The organism is Glutamicibacter sp. TV12E, from assembly GCF_052441935.1.
GTDB lineage: Bacteria > Actinomycetota > Actinomycetes > Actinomycetales > Micrococcaceae > Glutamicibacter.
On sequence record NZ_JBQVVF010000001.1, the window covers coordinates 329797 to 348483 of the forward strand.

Below are 18687 nucleotides of genomic sequence, written 5' to 3' on the forward strand. Positions count from 1 at the left end.
CCTTCTCTCCCGATCATTAACCCGTACAGAACTTTGAGGCATCCGAGATGCGGCCGTCATCGCGAACCAGCTTGACTTCAATGCACGTCTGTCCGCCTTCAGCAATAGCGGTCGTCGCGCTGGTTGACTTGGTCTGCTGGACTTCGCCCTTATCCGTTGCCGTGATGGGCGCCCACCGGTAGAAATCACCCTGGTTAGGTTCCGGGTTTTCCCAGCGGAAGGTCACTGTCTCACCCACCGTAGAGTACTTGAAATTCTCCACCATCGGCACGGTGCCGCCCAGCAGGGGATCTTTTGGATCGCCGGAGGCGGTAATGGGAAGTCCGCCTTCAGTGGTTCCTTCATCCTGCGGCAGCAGCCGATTTACCGCCACTGCACCGCCAATCAGCAAAACCAGGATGATCCCGACAACAATAAATATTTTCGGGAAACTCCTAGCTTCATTTTCCGCCACTGGCGCGTCGGCCTGGTCCCCAGCAGGCGATTGCGAGGAATCCGCGGCGTTGCTGGGGGCAGCAACAAACCGCTCGGCAACCTTGGGCTTGGCGGGCCTGTTGCTGCCCGAATCCTTGGGACGCTGCCCCGGAACGAAGGAAATCATCGGGCCTGCCGACAGCGGGCGCTGGGCGTCGCTGATCGACGTAACGCTACGAACGCGGGTTGCTTCCCCTTCCTCTTCAGGAGCCGCCTCAGCAGCGGGATCTTCCATCACCTCGAACTCGGTGACGGAAAAACCCAACTCCATTTGGATCCGTTGCAAGGTCCGCGCAAGTTCTGCGGCCGTGCCAAATCGGCTTTCTGGATCCTTGGCCATGGCTACCGCCAGGGCCTGATTCAGCGAATCCGGGATGTCGGCCCGGGTCAACGCCCGCAGCTGGGTGTTGCAGATTCGCTCGATGAGAACTGCTTGCGAATTGTCCTGTCCGGGATGCACAAAAGGCGAGTGCCCGGCCAGCACCGTATAGATGGTGGCGCCGAGCGAGTAGACATCCATGCGCACCCCCGGCGGGAGGCCCTCTTCAAAGGCCTCAGGTGCCGACCATGGCACGGACATCCCGGCAGCATGGGATCCCACGGTGCCCGAAATGCCAAAGTCGGTCAACGCCGGACGGTTGTAATCGGTGGTCAATACGTTGGCCGGCTTGATATCGCGATGCACAATGCCCGCCAAGTGCGCGGTGTGCACAGCGGAGCAAAGCTGGATTGCCAGGGTCAGCGCCTCATCAACGCTGAGCACGCCGCGGCGGTACCGGGCATCAAGGGAAGGACGGGAGCAATACTCCATCGCCAGGTACGAGCGGCCGTCCTCGGTGGTCTCCGCCTGATAAATGGTCACAATGTACGGATGCGACGAGAGCTGGGCCATCAAGTTGGCTTCGGTTTCAAAGAGCTTCCGGGCATCGTCCTTGCTGACATCAGCCAGGAGCACCTTGATGGCCACCTTGCGTTGGGGCCGATGCTGTTCGTAGAGGTACACGTCGGAAAAGCCTCCGGTACCCAGTGGCTTGACCAGGGTGAAACCGGGGATCTGCGGCGCGGGCGACGAGGGGCGCCGTGGGCTCACGGCAGATCCTCGAATCGCAGGCTGACACCATCGCCGAGGTCCGCCACATCGCCGCTTTTCAGCATGACTTCCTGGTTCTTGGAGAGGCGTCGCGGTGCCTGGCCCTCACGCAAGAGCATCGTTCCATTGGTCGCGCCCAGGTCAACGAGCTGCACATGCCAGCCTTCCAAGCGCACCAGCAGGTGCGAGCGGGAAATGTCGCCGCTCGGGCTGTCAATCTGCAGCAGGCGCGGTGGATTCGGTTCGTTGACCGCCGACGCGCTGGGCTGGCGGCCCAGCACCACGGAGCGGTTCAGTTCATGCGAATACTCGCGAATGCCCCCGCGGTCGCGCACCGTCATGCGGCCCATGGCTGGCTTGCGAACCTGGCGCGCGGGACCGGACAGGGTTGCCCCGCAGGTATGGCAGGTGGAGGCCGTCGGCGGGTTGGGGTGGCGCTGTTCGCAGGAGCGCGCCAAGATGTACTCGGTGGGGCCGGAATGGCTGTCATCGCCGGCCTCTGGTTCCGGTCGCGGCGGAGCTTGCGGCTTCATGGCCTTGATCCCGCGAATGATCGTGTGCTCATCCGCCGCAGAAGCCGAGGTGGCGGCAGCACGAGATTTGATGATCGTATCCAGATCGTCGCCGTCACCGGTTTCGTATTCGGTGCCGGTTGCTCCTCGGATGCCCAGCAGCTGGCTAGCCAGCGAGAATTCGGCGGAGTGCAGGTGCTGCTCGTAGTCCTCCGGGTCCTGGGTCTGTTCGTTCACCCCGGAAGAGCTGTGCCCGCGATCCGAAGAAGGAATGAAGGTGTCTTCGTTGTCGGCGTCCTGCGCGGCAACCTTCTTGGCCTTGGCTTCCGTATGCTCTGCGGCAAGCGGCCCCTGGGCAGCGGGCGCCGCTGGCTTTGGAGCCTGGCTCGGGCTCGCGCCCTTGGCAGGTGCCTGGACGGGCGCAGGCTTTTGAGCTGCGACGGGAGCGCTGGGCGCATCAGGTGCTTCAGGCTTTGGCTCTTGTGCAGCTATTTCTTCCGTGGCCGGATCAGGATCTGCTGCTGCCGCTGGGGCCGGCTTGCTGTCCGCCACCGGAGCACTGGCAGGCGCCGGAGCTTCCGGCACCTCGGGCTTCGGAACCTCGGCAACGCGCTTCTCCTCGGACGCCGCAGGAGCGGCCGTTGGGGCGGGCTTGCTGTCGGCCACCGGAGCACTGGCAGGCGCCGGAGCTTCCGGCACCTCGGGCTTTGGAGCCTCGGCAACGCTCTTCTGTTCGGATTGCGCGGGAGTCTTGAGCGCGCTCGAGGCAGCAGCAGAAGTGGAAGCCGATGCATTTGCTGCTTGCTTGGCACGTTCCGCTGCAGCTGGGGACGGGCCTTGGCCGCTATCCCACGACAGTGCTGAAACACGAACAATGCCTTCTTGGATTGGCAACGCCGCGGCCTGGGTGGAAGTTTCGGCAGCAGCGCCCAGCGTCCAGCCTTGCGAGTCAGCCAGTTGGCGCTCAGCCCAGGTGGCAATGCCGGCGCCACTAACCAATTCTTCGCCCTTCAGGCTACGCGAGCGCAATTCGAGGCTGCCGCGCAATACAGTGTGCGGTGCGGCTTCCCGAGAGACCAGGGCAAAATTTGGCAGGGATGCGATATTCATCTGGTAAATGGACAGCAGCTCGGAGAGCAACGACTCGACGGTTACGGCATCTTGGAGCTTGTCCCAGAAGTCGGTAACTTGCTCGGTGCTGGTGTCAGCAGGCAGAAGTACGGCATGCTCGTCATTGACCAGGGCGTACCATTCGCCGGGGATGTAACGCAGGCTGTTCATGATGTCTCCTCTGTGTGGCTCATGGTCGATAGTCGCGGGACGGTCACTTCGACGTCGTCTGGATGCCCGTATTGAACATCGGCTACGATCACGCTGATATTATCGCGTCCTCCGGCGGTGAGGGCTGCTTGGACCAATTCTTCGGCAGCCTGTTGCGGGTCCGGGAAGTACGCCAGAATCTCTCCTATTTTTTCATCGCCCACTTCGCTGCTCAAGCCATCTGAGCACACCAGGATCCTTTCCGTGCCCGCAACGGGCAATAGCCAGAAGTCCGGATGGCTATCGGCATTGATGCCAAGGGCACGGGTAATAACGTGGCGGCGCGGGTAATTGGCAGCTTCGTCCGGGCTCAGCTGGCCGCTGTCGACCATTTCCTGGACTTCCGAGTGATCGATGCTGACCTGTTGCAGCTGGTCATGCGACCACAGATAGGTACGCGAGTCGCCGACATTAAAGACCAGGAGCTGGGGCTGCGCCGCTGCTGTGCTGGCCTTTTCATCCACCAGCACCGCCCCGGTGAGGGTCGTTCCGGCCCGGCCAGCTCCCACCTCAATGATCTGCTGATCGGTGCGCTCAAGCAGCGCCCCGAGCTGGTCCGGATCAATGCGCTCAGGCACGGTGCCCAGCCCCTCGCCAAGCAGCTTCAGGCACAAGGCGCTGGCTACTTCGCCGGCTTCATGCCCGCCCATGCCATCGGCGATGGCGACCAGCCGGTCGGAGGCCAGCACGCTGTCTTCATTCAGCGCACGGCGCAGCCCGCGATCGGTGGCATAGCCGTATCTGAAGCTCGGGACAGTGCTGGGCGCCGGGCCGTTCAAGGTTGCTCCACGTGGAAGTACCTGTCGCCCAGGTAGACGGTCTGCCCGGCCAGGGCCTGTTCGGGTTTGCCCGGTTCCAGTGCGCGAACCGCGCCCTGTGCGTCAACAATGGATGAGCCATTGGCCGAACCGCGGTCGGTGACCCAAATGCAGCCGGCACCGGGCTGAACAAGCAGGTGGGTTTTGGACACGCTGCGCTCGAGATCATCCAGGACAACCCGTCGCACACCGATGTCGCCCTCGCCATGCGAGGGGTTGCGACCGAGCAGAATAGTGCCATCGAGCTCGATGCACTTCTGGTCATCAAATTCCAGGTGCAGGCCCGCAGGCGCTGCGGAACGAATTCGGGTGTAGCCTTCTTCTTCATCCGCGTCTGCGCCCGAAACGTGCTGGTCAGAGAGCTCGGCCTGCGGTTGTGGTTCTGGTTGTTGCGCTGGCTGCGCTTCTGGTTGTTGCGCTGGCTGCGCTTCTGGCTGTTGCTCTGGTTCTGGCTGTCGAGCCCGGACCGCTCCTGGAACCGAATCGATGACGGCCACTTCCTGCTCCACCGGACCGTCGGCCTTATGGACCGGGACGTTGGTGACGGCCGGAGCCTGCTCGGCCGCTGGCTGTCGGACATTGGCCACCGCCGAATCCTGCTCTCCTGCCGGCTGCGGGGCAAATGATTCTGGCCCTTGTTTGCCGCCAGTGCTCAGTGGGTCACGTCCGGCCTTGATATCCAGAACCAATGTGCCTGCGGCCTTGTCGTGCCATCCCTGCTTTTTTCCATTGGAATCGAACTGGTTGGAAATGACCATCAGGATGGAACCGGCCAGGGGAATGATGCCGGCGACAGCAATCAGCAAGCGGCGGCCAATGGTTTTGCCCCAACCGGGGGCACCGCCTTCGAGGTTCGTGGTGCGCACGCCCAGAACAAGGTTGCCCAGGGTCTTGCCAGCGGTTGCTTCCCACCACCACACGAACACCGTGTAGGCCAAAGCGAGCAAGGCATACGTGGCATAGATTCCCATGATGTCGCCCATGACTTCTGGGACAGTGAGGGCTTGGAGCATCTTGGCTGAGATCATCGGCAAGAAAATCACCGAGAGGATCAGCACCGGCACCATGTCCACCAGCCATGACAGCAGCCGTTGGGTGGTCGTGGCATCCACCAAGTTCATTTTCACTGCCATGGGAATTTCCTACTCTTCCGTTTGAATGTTCTTGCTGTGATGACCGTCTTGGCCGCCAATTCATGGATCAGCGAACGCGGCGAGAAGTTCACCCGCATCCGCCTAAAGAAGCTCAGCGGCTCTTGCATCTTGCGGGTATGCGCCATGACTTCATCCCAGTACTTCTGCACCTGTTCCTCGGTTGGTAGCTCGCGAGAGAAGTTCGCGGCGTCGGCCTGTTGGGACAAGGTGGCTACCGATGATGCCAGAGCGGGGAATCCGGTGGCAAGCACCGCAGCATTTTCCCTGCGGGTCGCACCGTTGGCCGTGGCTATCCGGTGGTCGGTGGCGTAGCTCAGCAGTTCCTGCCAGCCCCCGCTCATGCGTTCAGCCCGGTTTCCGGTACCTGAGCGTTTTTTGCGGCGTTGAAGTTTCAACAGCGCAATCAGCGCCAGCGGCGAGAGCAGTATCAGCAGGGAGCCAAGCGAAATGCCTGCCACCTTGATCACCATGCCCCAGCGTTCCCAGAAGCTCTTGGGTTCTTCCTCGATTTCCTGGGGCTCGGGCGCAGTCTGCGGAGGCAGATCCGCTTCATCCTGGGCCGGCGGAGGCGGCTGCAGCACCTGGGGCTGCGGCACCGACTTCGGCTCCTGCTCTGGCGGGGTAGGCTGCTCATCCTCATTGGGCGTGGGGTTGAACGCTACCCAGCCCTCCCCCTCGAAGGCGATCTCCACCCAGGCGTGCACATCGGAACCGGTCAGGTTCACCGCTTGGTCAGGACGGTATTCTTCGGGATAGAAGCCCATGACCACACGCGCTGGCATGCCCTGCTCGCGCGCCATCAAGGCCATGGCCACCGCATACTGCTCATCGTCGCCAATCATCTGGTCGGCATCCAGCAGGCTGGTGATACGACCGGCACCGTGTCCGGAAAGGGAAGGGACCTGGTCCTCGGTTCCATTGGAGAAGAATCCGGTTCCTGACAGCGTCGCTTCCAGGCCGCGTGCCCGCTCCAGGTCGCTGCGTGCGGACCCGGTAAAGTCCGCAGCCTTGGCTCCAGCTATCGCTGGGACGTTGGCCAATTCCGGCATGCGCAATTGCGCAAAGTCCAGCTCGGCAAGCTGTTCATCCGTTGGCTGGGCCGGGAATTGCACCTTGGCCGTGTAGGAGTCGCCCTTGCGCAGTCCGGTGGAACTCAGCACGCTCTCGGAGGTATCGGAGTAGAACAGCGATCGTGCCAGTACGTCCTCGCGGGCTCCGGTGATGTCCATGCCCAGCAATTTTCCGCCGGCAGGAACCCACACTCCGTCATAGTCTTCGATTTCAATGTCCAGATCGGCCGTTTCGCGCCCATCGGCTGAATCTGTGGAACGGATATCGCTGGCATCGCCTACCGGGGAGAAGCTTCCGCCGGCGGCCGGGTCCACGTTCGACACCATGCCGTTATAGGAATCCAGCGCCGCCAAGCGGATGCGCTGGCCTTTGGGAAGGCCTTTAACGGTCAAGAGGGTGTCATCGGCCATGGTTTTCACATATTTGCGGAAACGGGTCAGCGGGCTGGGGTAATCGTAGAGATCCACCGGTGGTTCCAGCGCATCGCGCAGCACTTGGCGGGGGGTTTCCGGGGCCAGGATCGGGGTGGCTGCCGCGGTGATGGTTCCCGCGCCGGCCAGTACCAGTGCCCCGGCGACCACACGGCGCACCAGCAGCTGCTGGCCGCCGCGTGATTCTCCGTGCCCGGCCTCCAGCCCATTAAAAGCGCCGGTAATCCGCGAAGACATGAAGGTTCGCCACGCCAGCCAGCCCACCAGCACGGCAATCAAGGCCACGCCGCGGGCAATCGGCAACGGCACGTCGCGGGTGCCGAAGGCAATTCCCAGGACGAACATGACCAAAAGCGGGATCAGCGTCCAGTACGGCGAGCGCAGCCGCCAGGCAACGAGTCCGGCCAGCACTGCGGTGAGCAAGGTGGAGAAGAACGCCACAATGAGCACCCCGCCGTAGGTTCCGACCGGCGGGGCGACGGTGAGCATGTCCTTCCAGCTGAAGACCAGTCCGGCCAGCAAGGTGCGCAGCGACGATGCGGTGGGCAGAACGCCGAAGGCCGCTTCACGCGGTGTTGCCAGCGGGGTGCCCAACAGCAGGTAGAGCAGCGCAAAGATTCCGACGGTGCGCCAGGTGCCCCAGCGGAAATAGACATTCGCCCAGGCCAAGGCAAGGCCTGCGAGGATGCCGCCGGCAGCAGCCAGCATGAAATTGGGGCTGGCGCCGTAGGCATCAAGCAGACCTAGGGCGCCGAGCAGCAGCGCCAATGCCAGGCAGGCAGCATCGACGCCAAAACGCCACAGCGGGAGCTTATTCATGCCACCGCCTTTCGCAGCATCAAGCCCAGTTCATCAAGTTTTCCCAGGCTGAGAACGGTCAATTCACCAATATTCGAACGGGTCGGCTCGATCCCCGACTCGCAGCGGATCGCGATGGCCCGCACCCCGACGGGCACGTGCATCCAGGCCGCGCGCAGGGCCTTGGCGCTGGTGCGGGTGCCGGTCAGGAAAAACACCACCGAGGCGCCTGGCACGGTATCGGCGGTATGGCGTACAACGTCCACGAGATTCTCGCGCAGTACCGGGGCGGCTTCAATGCGGGTCAGCCCGTCCATCATCATCCGGCCGCTGTCGGTGCGCACCGGCCCTTCCTGGGTCAGGATGGCCAATTTGCGCTGCTCGGCGACAGCCTGCTGGCCGATGGAGGCAGCCACCGAAACCGCCAGCTCGAAGTCTTCTTCGGCGTGCGCTTCGGAGTACTCCTCCAAATTGGTAGAAAGGCTCAAGGCCAGGTGGGAGCGGCGGGTTTCCTCGAACTGCCGCACCATCAGCTGGCCGGTGCGCGCCGTGGATTTCCAGTGAATGTGCCGGCGGTCATCGCCGGGCTGGTAGTCGCGCAGTGCATGGAAGGAGACGTCCGAGTTGGACAGATCCGAGGTGGGCATGCCTTCCAGGTCGCGGATGAAGCCTGAGGAGGAACCATCGAGCCCGGTGGTTTTCGGATGGATGAACAGCTCGTAGGTTTCGGTCCACTTCACCTGGCGGCGCAGAATCGCGAAGGGGTCCTGGCGCACCGAGCGCACCGGTCCGACGTTGAGCACCTGGCGCCGTTGGGTGGGAATGGTGAAGAGTTCTTCGTGCTCCTGCGCAGTAGCCAGGCGCGGGATCCGGAAGGCGGTGGCGCCATGGCCCACCGGCAGTTCCATCATCACGGGGGCTGCGCTGCGCGATGCCTTGTTGGTGACCTGCAGGGCGCCGACGGCGCGGTCCCCGACCGCAACACGGGTGCGGTGGAGATCCAGCTGGACGCTGAAGTCGTTGCGTCCGAGAATGAACCCGACGGCGGCCAGCAGCAAAATGGTGGCCATGAATGCGCCGAGGACCGCTTCCTGCCAGCCGAAGACGGCGCCGAGGATCCATAGGAGAATCGTGGTTCCCAGCACGGCGAAGCCCAAAGGCGAAATCACCGAACCCAGCGGGCCGAGGAACCGGTCGCTGTAGGTGCGCGCCTTGCTGGCGGCGGGGCGCAGATATTCGCGCAGGACCTGCAGCGCTTCGCTGGCCATGCTCAGCGATTGGCCTGCCCTGCGGTTCAGTGCGCTGCGCCGGGAGGAACGCCTGGCTTTTCGGTTCATTAATGCGCTTCCTGGCCTGAGCCGGAGTCCTGGTTTTCCGCTGCCGCCACCGAGTCTTCGCTTCCGCGGCGGGTCGGGGCAGGAACCTTGGCGAGCACCGAGGTGATGACCTGGGATGCGGTGGTGCCGGTGAACTCGGCTTCCGGATCCAGGACCAGGCGGTGGGTGAAGATGTGCGGGGCCAGTTCCTTGATGTCATCCGGGAGCACGTAGTTGCGCCCCTGGCTGGCGGCCCAGACCTTGGACGCGCGCACCATGGCCAGCGCGCCACGCACCGAGACGCCCAGGCGGGTTTCGGGTACCTCGCGGGTCAGCTCGCACAGCGCTGCCACATAGTCGAGCACCGCGGCATCCACGTGCACGGTGGTGGCCAGCTGCGCCATTTCCACGACGGCTTCGGTGGTGATCACCGGGCGCAGGTTGGCCGAACGGTCGCGCTGGGCGCTGCCCGAAAGCAGGGCCACGGTGGCGGCGCGATCCGGGTAGCCGATGGAGGTCTTGATCAAGAAGCGGTCCAGCTGGGCTTCGGGCAGCCGGTAGGTGCCGGCCTGCTCGATCGGGTTCTGGGTGGCGATCACCATGAAGGGGCGGGCCTGCGGGTAGGTCACGCCATCGACGGTGACTCGTCCTTCTTCCATGACCTCCAGCAGCGCCGACTGGGTCTTTGGCGAGGCGCGGTTGATTTCATCGGCCAGCACGAGGTTGGCGAAGATCGGGCCATGGTGGAATTCGAACTGGCCGGTGCGCTGGTCGTAGATGGTAATGCCGGTGACATCCGAAGGCAGCAGGTCGGGGGTGAACTGGATGCGCGAGTTGCTGCCCTTCACGGTGGCGGCCAGCGAGCGGGCCAGCATCGTCTTGCCGGTGCCCGGGGCATCTTCGAGCAGCACGTGCCCCTCGGAAAGCATGGCGGCCAGCACCAGCTTGATGGTCTGGTCCTTGCCCAAGACGGACTGGCCCACATTGGAGACCAGGGTGGAGAAGGTATCGCAGAACCAGCTGGCCTGCTCGGTGCTCATGGTCGTTGGCATAGTGCCCTTTCAGTGCATTGCGCTGCGCTCGCCGCGCGTGGCTAGAAGGTGGTCTTGTTGGATTCGGTTCCGTCAATGACTGCGTAGTACGGTTCGGACCAGCCCGGCTCGATCACGCAAGGCAGGTCCGCGGAGGCCCGGCCCTCGCCATTGACGTTGAAGGTCACATTGTTATCGGAGAACATTCCTCCGGAGTGGTAGCACTTGGCCAGGTAGGTATGTGTTCCGGGCGCGAAGTTGTAGAGCTCCACGTGGTACTTGTAGCAATCAGGATCGCAGGTGGAATTCGAGTAGCCGTTGTAGTTTGGCCCCTTGGACAGGGTCACCGAACGGGCCGGCTTCGGGTTGGTCGTCTCCGTCTTGGACCAGGAGCGCGACTGGCCCTCGGTATCCGTAGCTGTGACCTGGATGGTGCGGTCGGTCGAGTAGCCCAGCCCGTTCACCTGCTGCGTGCCATCGTTTTCAGTGCCATTCCCGCCAATGGTGACGGTGTGGCTGACCTTGCGGCCATTGTTCCGGCCGGCGTCCGGATTCCAGTTGAAGGTGATCCAGTCGTTGCCATGCGATGCGGTGATATTCGCGTTATCGCGCAACGGGCCATAGGCGCTTTCCTTGTTGCTGGCCGGGCTCGGCGACGCCGCGCCGGCTGCGTTGAGCGCCCGGACCCGCCAGGTGTGGGCGTTGCCGTTCGATCCGGTGTCGATCACCGCCCCCGGACCGCCAAAGGACTTCCATGCTCCGCCGTCGGTGGAGTACTGGTATCCGGTGATCTTCGAGCCGTTGGATCCAGGAGCCTGGAAGTTCAGCTGCACCATCCGGTAGGCGCCGGTGGCCTTGGCGGCCACCGACGAGATCGTCTTGGGCCGCCCGTAGGGGGTGACCGCAGCCGAAGGCGAGCTCTGCGCAGAGGCGCCGACCCGGTTGCCCGCGGCAATGGTGAAGGTGTAGGAGCCGGAGGTGCTCAAGCCGGTGACGCTCTGGCTGCGCTGGTCGGCCGAGATCGATCCCACGGTCTTGACCAGGGCGCCCGACTTGAACACGCGCAGGGTGTACCCGGTGATCGGCGCACCGTTGTTTCCCGGTGCAGTCCACGCCACGTTGACCACGCCGCCGTCCACCGCGGATTCCTTGCGGGCCGCGGTCGGCGCCGATGGCTTGAACGGTTTTCCGGCCGGGGTGACCGCCGCAGAGTAGGCGCTGAAGACCGAGGGCTTTGCTGCCTTGTTGACCGCGCGCACCCGGACTTGGTAGTCGGTGCCGTTTTTCAGGCCCTTCCAGACGTAAGAGGTTCCGGTGATTCCGGTGACCTGGGTGATCCCGTTGCCGGGGGCCGGGGAGATCTCCAGCGTGTAGCTCTGGATTGCCGAACCGCGGCTGACCGGAGCGGTCCACTTGAACGCGGCCTGCGTATCGCCGCTGGTGCCGGTCGGCGCAGCAGGCTGCTCCGGCTCGACATCCGGGCGCGCATCGGCGGACTGGGCGGAGGCCGGGGATTCGCCGACCGCATTGGTGGCGGTCACGGTGAAGTTGTACACCTTGTCGTTGGTCAAGCCGGTGATGGTGCAGGTGGTGGTGGCGCACTGCTGGGTGTGCCCGCCGCCGGTGACGGTGTAGTGCGTGATGGCCGAGCCGTTGTTGGCTGGCGGATCCCACTGCAGCACGACCTTTTCATCGCCGGTGGATTGCACGCGCGGCAGGCCCGGTGCTTCCGGAGCGCCCTTGACGTTCAAGGTCACGGTGCCGATGACATTGCGGGCCACATCCTCGGTGACATCGCCAATGGTGTATTCCACGCGCATCGTTCCCACGAAGTCGTCCTTCGGGGTGATCGCTACCTTGTCCCCCTTGACCTCGACATTCCCGGTGTCCTGCAGCGCGCGGGCATTGATCAGGCGCAACGGGCCCTGGTCGGCGTACGGGTTGTGGTCATTGGCCAGGACGTCAACCACTTCGGTTTTGCCCTGTGCCGCATCGGCGACGTTATCGGCCACTGCCACCGGCAATTCGCGGTTGGAGCCGGTGACGGTCACCCTCATATTTGCTGCCACCGGCGGGTTCACCCCGTCGCTGACCGTGACCGAGACGGTGCCGCTGGTGCCCTTGGGCGTGGACGCGTCGGCGCTGACCTTCAACGTGTGGCCATCCACCAGTTGGGCGTCAACACCTTGGATATCCACCGAGCCGACAGCGAACTTCAGCTTCGGGACATCTTCTTCATTGGCGTCGTTGGCGGCCATGCGAAGATCGAGCAGGGCCGGTTCCTCCCCCTGTCCGACGGACAGCGAGTTGGACTGCAGCGTTGGCGCGAAGTTCTTCTCGTCGGGTTGCTTTTCTTCCTCTTCTTCCTCTTCTTCCTTGCTCTTGCCGTCCTCGTTCTGGTCTTGTTCTTCGTCGCTATTGTCCTGGCCCGGGGCCGGGGTGACGTTGACCGGTACGGTGAGCTTGGACTTCAGGCCCTTTTCATCGTCAGGTCCTTCGCCATCGGTCACCTCGAAGCTCACAGTGGCCGAACCGTCGAAATCCAGTGGCGCGCGGAAGGAGAGCTCGGTGGCGGATTTGACCAATTCGCCATCGTTTTCCGGCATGGAGGTCACCGATTCCTCGGTGGTCAACCGCGGGCTGCGCCCCTCGCGGACCAGAACCAGGTCTTCGAGGTTCAGTGGCAGGGTTTCACCTGCCTGCACTTCGAGCTTCAGGCCGCTGCGCAGGATCGGCCGGGCGCCAGCGGTTCCCGGCACATGCACGAAGGCGGTGGAGGTCAAGCCATCGGCGTCTTCCAATGAGTAGGCGATGACCTGGGGCTGTTCACCGGCGGTGACAGCCAGTCCGTCATCGGTCACCCGGGCACTGTCCGGGTTATCCGGCAGGCTGACCTTGAGTTCATCCGCGCTGCCATCGGGGTCCTCGTCATTGCGCAGGATATCCACGGTGATCTCATCGTTTTCGATGACTTGCTCCAAGGACACGCGGTCGTCGCGGGCTATGGGAGCGAGCAGCTGGGCTTGCGGATCGGATTTGATGCTCAGTGTTCCGGCCGCAGTGCCGCCACGGCCATCGGAAATCATGTAGCGCACCGAAATGCTGCCGTCATCCGGTGGCGAGGTCAGCAGCACACGGCCATCGGCAACGCTCACATCGGCGCCTGCTTCACTGGAAACCTCGCTCATCAGGGCGAGCGGATCCCCATCGGGGTCGGTGTCGTTGTCCATGACGTCCACGGCCACGGGGCGGTCCGGGCGCACGGTGAGGAAGTCGTTGACCGCTACCGGGGAGTTATTGGTTTCGGCCAGCGGGGCCACGCCGATCTTGATGGTTCCGGTGGCGCGGGCGCCGAGTCGGTCTTCCACGACGTAGCTGAACTCATCGGTGCCCGAAGCATCGGGGTTGGCGGTGTAGTCGATGGAGCCATCGCGGATCTTGGCGGTTCCCAGGCGCGGCGAGTCGCCGAACTGCACCAGGGACACCGAGTCGCCGTCGGGATCGATGTCGTCGATTGGCACCTGCACGTTGGTGCTGGAGCCGGCAAATACGCGGCCGGTGACCGGTTCCGGATTGGGCGGGCTGTTCTTTTCCAGGTCGCTGGCTTCGGCCGCGGGCTGGATATTGAAGGTCACGGTGGCGCTGGTTTCCTGCCCATCGGGGCCAGCGACCGTATATACGGCAGAAACCTGCTTGGCCTTGCCGCCGAAGTCGCCTGCGCGGAAGCGGACGGTATCATCGGCGACGGAGATGATGGACTCTTCGCCCAGGCCCTCGGTTTCTTGCAGCTTCGGGCGCAGGGTGAGTTCTCCGCCGTTGGGGTGGATGTCATTTTCCAGCACCTTGACGGTGGCCACGTCGTTTTCACGAACGGTGACGGTATCCGGGTTGGCCTGCGGCGGGTCCATGCGCGGCGGTGCGGGAATCGGGATGACCCGGATGGAACCGGTGGCTTCGTGGCTGCCGTTGGACACGGTGTAGCTGATGGTGGTGGGGTCGGTCAGGCCGCGCACGTCGGTAATGCGCACAAAGGTGTTGCGTTCAATGCTCGTGGAGAACGGCTTGTCCGTAGCGCTTTGCACGCCGGTGGCCACCAGCACGCCGCCGGCCGGGTCGGTATCGTTGCCCAGGACGTTGACCAGCACGTCTTGGCCTGCCGGCAGCAGGGCGACATCGCGCACGGCGATCGGGTCGGCTGCCTGCTCTTCGGGTTTCTTCACGTCGATACGGGCCAGGCCCGGAGCGCTGGCCGGGCCGTTGGTGGCCATGTATTCGACGTAGTAGGTTCCGGCACGCTCGGCCTTGACCGTGACCGCTCCGGTTTGGGCGTTGGAGGTCAATTCCAATCCGGGAACGTCATCAACGCCGGCCAGGCGCAGTCCATCCCCGGTGGGGTCGGTGTCGTTCTCCAGCGGGCTGAAGCTTGCCGATTCGCCGATATTGGTGACCACGTGGTCGGTGGCGGTCACCGGCTTGATGGTGGATTCCGCCATCACCTCCACCAGGACACGGCCCTTGGTGCTTTCCTGGCCGTCGGAGACCTGGATGGCGACTTCCTTTTGTCCCAGCTTCTTGCCATCGTCCTGGAAGGTCATGGTGCCATCGGGCTGGACGCGGATCACGTCGTCGCCCTCGGAGGTTCCGCCCAGCAATCGCAGGTCATCGCCTTCTGCATCGGTCCAGTCGGTGAGCAGGTTGTGGCTCACCGATTCGCCCTGCTGCACGCGCAGCACCGTAGTGCGCTGCTGTTCCGGTGCCTTGTTGGTGTCATCGCCGACCACGTTGAGCTTCACGGTGGCGGTGTCCTGCCCGCCGCGGCCATCTTTGGTGGTGTAGTTGAAGCTGGCCGATCCCTTGGCATCGTCGGGAACCACAATCTGGAAGCCGGTGCCATCATGCACTGGCTGGATGGAGCCCAGGGACGGGGAGGATCCTTCAATGGCCGCGGTCAGCAAATCGCCGTCCGGGTCCACATCGTTGTAGAGCACCGGCAGCAAGGTGGTGCGCCCGGGGCGCACCGAATACTGGTCGTTTTCGGCGATCGGCTTCTTGTTTTCCTCGGTGCGGTTGGGCAGCTCGATGGCGTCGGTGATTTCCTTGGTTTCTTCTTCCTTGGCTTCGCCTTCGCCGGCCGGTGGTTCCAGGTCGCTCCAGTTGCTGACGATTTCCATGCCCTCGTTGGCCAGCCACACCTGGCCCGAGTGAACATCGTTGAGCACAACAACATCGCGGTTGACGCGGAAGGCCAGTTCGGCGCCCTCGGTCATTTCTGGGATGAGGGTGCGCTGGTTTCCAGCGGGATCATCGCAGAATCGCACGTATTCGCCGCTGGTCTGCCATGCGGCGTAGGTGCACGAGCCAACGCGCACTGGTGCAATCGGGGTGCCTGCGGTGTCGACCTGTTCGTAGTTGGTGTCCTTGCCGGACAGGGAGACGGTGGCCAGCGATTGGTCCAGGGCAATTGCGACGTTATCGGAGTCCGGTCCCGGGGCCTGGATGCGGGCATTGGCTGCATTCTCCAAGGTGGCCTTGCCGCCCTCGGAGGTGACCAGCTCGCCGCTGGCGTCGTCGAAGACCACAGCGGTGTCTCCCACGGCGGAAAGCTGCGGCTTCTTCATGGACGTCAGCTCGGAGATCTCAAACTGCTCGCCGGCGACGGCCGTGCCGTCGTTGTCCAGGGTGAAGCTGGAAAGGATGCCGGCGGCATAATCTGCCGCCCAAATGGTGTCGTCGGCGCCCACCACGGCTCCGACATCGCCTTCGGAGTCGATCAGGGGTTCAGCGCCTTCGCCTTTGAAGTCGCCGATATGTTCCAGGGAGCTGGCTTGCACCGTGCCGTGTTCAGCATCGGTGACCGCGACGACGGATGAGCCGAAGGAGAAGGTCGAGTTCGCGGGCAGGTTGTTGTCGCCGGCAAATTGAACCATGGATGGGTCAATGGTGGTCAGTGATGCCTGCTCCAGATTGCGGACCATCACGTTTTCTTCGTGCTGGACCAGGTCGTAGCTGGCCAGTGGCGTAGCTACGCCGCCATCGATGGTGCGCGACTGGTAATTGACGTGGCCAATTTTGCCTTCGGACTGGTTAACCACCCAGACGCCGCCGTCGTTGAGTTCAACGTCAGCGGTTTCGAATCCGGGGTAGATAATGGCCCCGGTGACGGCGAGGGCCGCAGCTACTGGTATGGCAGTTGCTTTGAAACCGGTGCTTTTCAGCATGCCGGTCCAACCGGTTGAGGCAGTTCTGGCCATTAAAGGTCATTCCTTGAATTGCTGGTACGAGTGCGCGCCGGCTGATGACTTTTAATCACCGATTGCATAGTCAACGCCAACCAATTCTATCGATGCGATAAAAAGCGCGCCATGGTGACTTCTCCCCATGCGGGTGACTAGGCCGTTCGCTCACGAAATATTTTAACGGAACCTACGAATATCCGGCTTTGGGGTTCCATGGCAAAACTCTTCAACAAATCTTTCATATCAACTACTCTTAGCTACATGACATCTTCCGCACCGCACCGCGAGCCATCTGCGATCGACAAAATCGCCGAAGAGTTCTACCGCAAAAGCCTCGAGCTCACCCCTGAATGGGGTGTCTCCCTTGGCCTTCCCGGCTATGAATCCGCCTATGGCGATTACTCCCCCGCTGGCACTACCGGGCAGATCCGGCTCCTGAGCGACACCCTCAGTTCCCTGGCCAATGCCGCACCTGTTGATTCCGTGGACGAGGTCACCCTCGATGCCATGACCGAGCGCCTCGGGCTTGAATTGGAAATCCTGTTCACCGGCCGCACGGAACTGAATAACATTGCCAGTCCGGCCCAGGAGATCCGCTCGATCATCGATTTGATGCCTCAAGAGTCAGCGGAGGATTTCGCCTTTATCGCCCAGCGGCTCGAAAACCTGCCGGCAGCCATTGACGGCTATATTGCATCATTACGTGATTCGGCAGCCAATTCGATGGTTCCTGCCAAGCGCCAGGTCCGGATCGTCACCACTCAATCAATTGACTACGCCAAGGACGGCGGATACTTTGATCAGCTCGCTATCGCTGGCAGTGCCGTTGATCCCGCCTTGGCCCAGCGCCTGGAACGCGGTTCCGAAGGCTCGAAACTCGCCTATCGACGTTTAGCCGAATATCTGGATGCCGAGCTTCTGGTTCAGGCTCCGGAACAAGACGCAGTGGGGCGCGAATACTATGCCCTCATGTCCCGGCGATTCCTTGGCGCAACCGTCGACTTGGAAGAGACCTACGCCTGGGGCATTGCCGAGCTCGATGGCATCATCGCTGAACAGCAGCGTGTCGCCCAGCAAATCAAGCCGGGCTCGACCATCGACGAGGCGAAGCGCGTACTGAACGAGGATCCGGCCCGGAAGCTCAACGGTACCGATGCCTTGCGCGAGTGGATGCAGAGCAAGGCTGACCAAGCCATCGCCGATTTAGCGGGAACGCACTTCGAAATCCCGGCGCCGATGGACCGCATAGAATGCATGATCGCCCCGACTCAGGACGGAGGGGTCTACTACACCGGACCGTCCGAGGATTTCACCCGTCCCGGGCGCATGTGGTGGTCGGTGCCACCAGGAGAGGACCAGTTCACCACTTGGGCCGAGCTGACGACGGTGTACCACGAAGGCGTGCCAGGACATCACTTGCAGATTGGCACGGCGCAGCTGCAAGCCGCGACCTTGAACAGCTGGCGCCGGTTGATGTGCTGGGTTTCGGGCCAAGGCGAAGGGTGGGCGCTGTATTCAGAACGGCTCATGCACCAGCTCGGCTATCTCGATGACCCGGGCGACTACATGGGAATGCTCGATGCGCAGCGCCTGCGCGCAGCTCGAGTTGTTTTTGATATCGGCGTGCACCTCGGATTGCAGATGCCGCCCCAGTGGGGCAAAGGCGCCTGGGACGCAGTGAAGGGCTACGAATTCCTGGAGCGGAACCTGGATCTTTCCAAGGGCCAGCTAGACTTCGAATACAACCGCTATCTGGGTTGGCCGGGGCAGGCCCCCTCATACAAAATTGGCCAGAGGCTGTGGGAACAAATCCGCGATGAGTACGCAGCCACGGAAGGCGATGCCTTCTCGCTCAAGGAATTCCACACCGCCGCCCTGAAATTGGGATCGGTTGGATTGGATACCCTCAAACGCGCACTGCTGAAATAACCCGGATGGCAAAAACTGGGCCCGACTCACATCGGGCCCAGTTTTTTTATCCCTGATAGCTGGAAATCTGGATCAGGTTGCCACAGGTATCGTCGAATGTCGCGACAGTGACCGGGCCAGCCTCGGTAGGGTTCTGGGTAAATTCCACTCCCAAGCCGATCAGGCGCTCATATTCAGCCTGGACATCATCAACTGCAAAAGACGTCACCGGTATCCCGTCGGCTTTTAGCGCTTCGCGATACGGGGCAACTGCTCGGTGTTCAGCCGGCTCAAGCAGAAGCTCTGTTCCGCCTTCTTCCTCGGGCGAAACAAGTGTCAGCCAGCTGAAGGGTCCCATGGGGATGTCATGCTTGACCTTGAAACCTAGAACGCCTGTGTAGAACTCTTTGGCTTTCTCTTGGTCGGAGACAAAAACGCTGGTGATATATACACGCATTGGCAAAGGTCCTTTAGGTTGTTGACGCGCCAGCGGGGCGCAGCCAATCGGATTGCTTGTGACTACATCCA

General features: G+C 62.7%; 10 protein-coding genes. 1 reads left to right on the top strand and 9 read right to left on the bottom strand.

Annotation, left to right across the window (positions count from 1 at the left end; translation table 11 throughout):
- Positions 1-16 precede the first annotated feature (16 nt).
- Genes ACT7DV_RS01585 through ACT7DV_RS01620 form a run of 8 tightly spaced genes read right to left on the bottom strand, consistent with a single transcriptional unit; the run spans position 17 to position 16266 of the window.
- Positions 17-1564, bottom strand: coding sequence for a serine/threonine-protein kinase (locus ACT7DV_RS01585; RefSeq protein ID WP_444660606.1), 1548 nt, complete (start codon positions 1562-1564; stop codon positions 17-19).
- Entirely contained in the window at positions 1561-3357 is a 1797-nt protein-coding gene (locus tag ACT7DV_RS01590) for an FHA domain-containing protein (protein WP_444660607.1), read from the bottom strand. The genes ACT7DV_RS01585 and ACT7DV_RS01590 overlap by 4 nt, the downstream gene beginning before the upstream one ends.
- Positions 3354-4175 carry a PP2C family protein-serine/threonine phosphatase gene (locus tag ACT7DV_RS01595; RefSeq protein WP_444660608.1) on the bottom strand — a complete coding sequence of 274 codons (822 nt, stop codon included), beginning with the start codon at positions 4173-4175 and terminating at the stop codon, positions 3354-3356. Before ACT7DV_RS01595 ends, ACT7DV_RS01590 begins: the two co-directional genes overlap by 4 nt.
- Positions 4172-5347: an RDD family protein gene (locus ACT7DV_RS01600; RefSeq protein WP_444660609.1), complete on the bottom strand. Its 1176-nt coding sequence runs from the start codon at positions 5345-5347 to the stop codon at positions 4172-4174. The genes ACT7DV_RS01595 and ACT7DV_RS01600 overlap by 4 nt, the downstream gene beginning before the upstream one ends.
- Positions 5338-7689 carry a transglutaminaseTgpA domain-containing protein gene (locus tag ACT7DV_RS01605; RefSeq protein ID WP_444660610.1) on the bottom strand — a complete coding sequence of 784 codons (2352 nt, stop codon included), beginning with the start codon at positions 7687-7689 and terminating at the stop codon, positions 5338-5340. The genes ACT7DV_RS01600 and ACT7DV_RS01605 overlap by 10 nt, the downstream gene beginning before the upstream one ends.
- Positions 7686-9005: a DUF58 domain-containing protein gene (locus tag ACT7DV_RS01610; protein ID WP_444660611.1), complete on the bottom strand. Its 1320-nt coding sequence runs from the start codon at positions 9003-9005 to the stop codon at positions 7686-7688. The genes ACT7DV_RS01605 and ACT7DV_RS01610 overlap by 4 nt, the downstream gene beginning before the upstream one ends.
- Positions 9005-10024: an AAA family ATPase gene (locus tag ACT7DV_RS01615; RefSeq protein WP_444660612.1), complete on the bottom strand. Its 1020-nt coding sequence runs from the start codon at positions 10022-10024 to the stop codon at positions 9005-9007. The genes ACT7DV_RS01610 and ACT7DV_RS01615 overlap by 1 nt, the downstream gene beginning before the upstream one ends.
- Positions 10025-10077: 53 nt before the next feature.
- Positions 10078-16266: an Ig-like domain-containing protein gene (locus ACT7DV_RS01620; protein ID WP_444660613.1), complete on the bottom strand. Its 6189-nt coding sequence runs from the start codon at positions 16264-16266 to the stop codon at positions 10078-10080.
- Positions 16267-16512: 246 nt separating this feature from the next.
- On the opposite strand from ACT7DV_RS01620, the gene ACT7DV_RS01625 reads away from it, so the two are divergent.
- Complete coding sequence (locus ACT7DV_RS01625) at positions 16513-18180, top strand: DUF885 domain-containing protein (protein ID WP_444660614.1); 1668 nt, start codon at positions 16513-16515, stop codon at positions 18178-18180.
- Between the two features lie 46 nt (positions 18181-18226).
- Here the strand turns inward: ACT7DV_RS01625 and ACT7DV_RS01630 are convergent, their stop codons facing one another.
- Complete coding sequence (locus tag ACT7DV_RS01630; RefSeq protein ID WP_444664751.1) at positions 18227-18616, bottom strand: VOC family protein; 390 nt, start codon at positions 18614-18616, stop codon at positions 18227-18229.
- Between the last annotated feature and the right edge of the window lie 71 nt (positions 18617-18687).

Excerpts from the sequence above, each read along its gene's own strand:
- ACT7DV_RS01630 (WP_444664751.1), bottom strand. The coding sequence starts at position 18,616 with ATGCGTGTATATATCACCAGCGTTTTTGTCTCCGACCAAGAGAAAGCC.
- ACT7DV_RS01605 (WP_444660610.1), bottom strand. The coding sequence starts at position 7,689 with ATGAATAAGCTCCCGCTGTGGCGTTTTGGCGTCGATGCTGCCTGCCTG.
- ACT7DV_RS01625 (WP_444660614.1), top strand. The coding sequence starts at position 16,513 with ATGACATCTTCCGCACCGCACCGCGAGCCATCTGCGATCGACAAAATC.
- ACT7DV_RS01615 (WP_444660612.1), bottom strand. The coding sequence starts at position 10,024 with ATGAGCACCGAGCAGGCCAGCTGGTTCTGCGATACCTTCTCCACCCTG.
- ACT7DV_RS01600 (WP_444660609.1), bottom strand. The coding sequence starts at position 5,347 with ATGGCAGTGAAAATGAACTTGGTGGATGCCACGACCACCCAACGGCTG.
- ACT7DV_RS01620 (WP_444660613.1), bottom strand. The coding sequence starts at position 16,266 with ATGGCCAGAACTGCCTCAACCGGTTGGACCGGCATGCTGAAAAGCACC.
- ACT7DV_RS01590 (WP_444660607.1), bottom strand. The coding sequence starts at position 3,357 with ATGAACAGCCTGCGTTACATCCCCGGCGAATGGTACGCCCTGGTCAAT.
- ACT7DV_RS01610 (WP_444660611.1), bottom strand. The coding sequence starts at position 9,005 with ATGAACCGAAAAGCCAGGCGTTCCTCCCGGCGCAGCGCACTGAACCGC.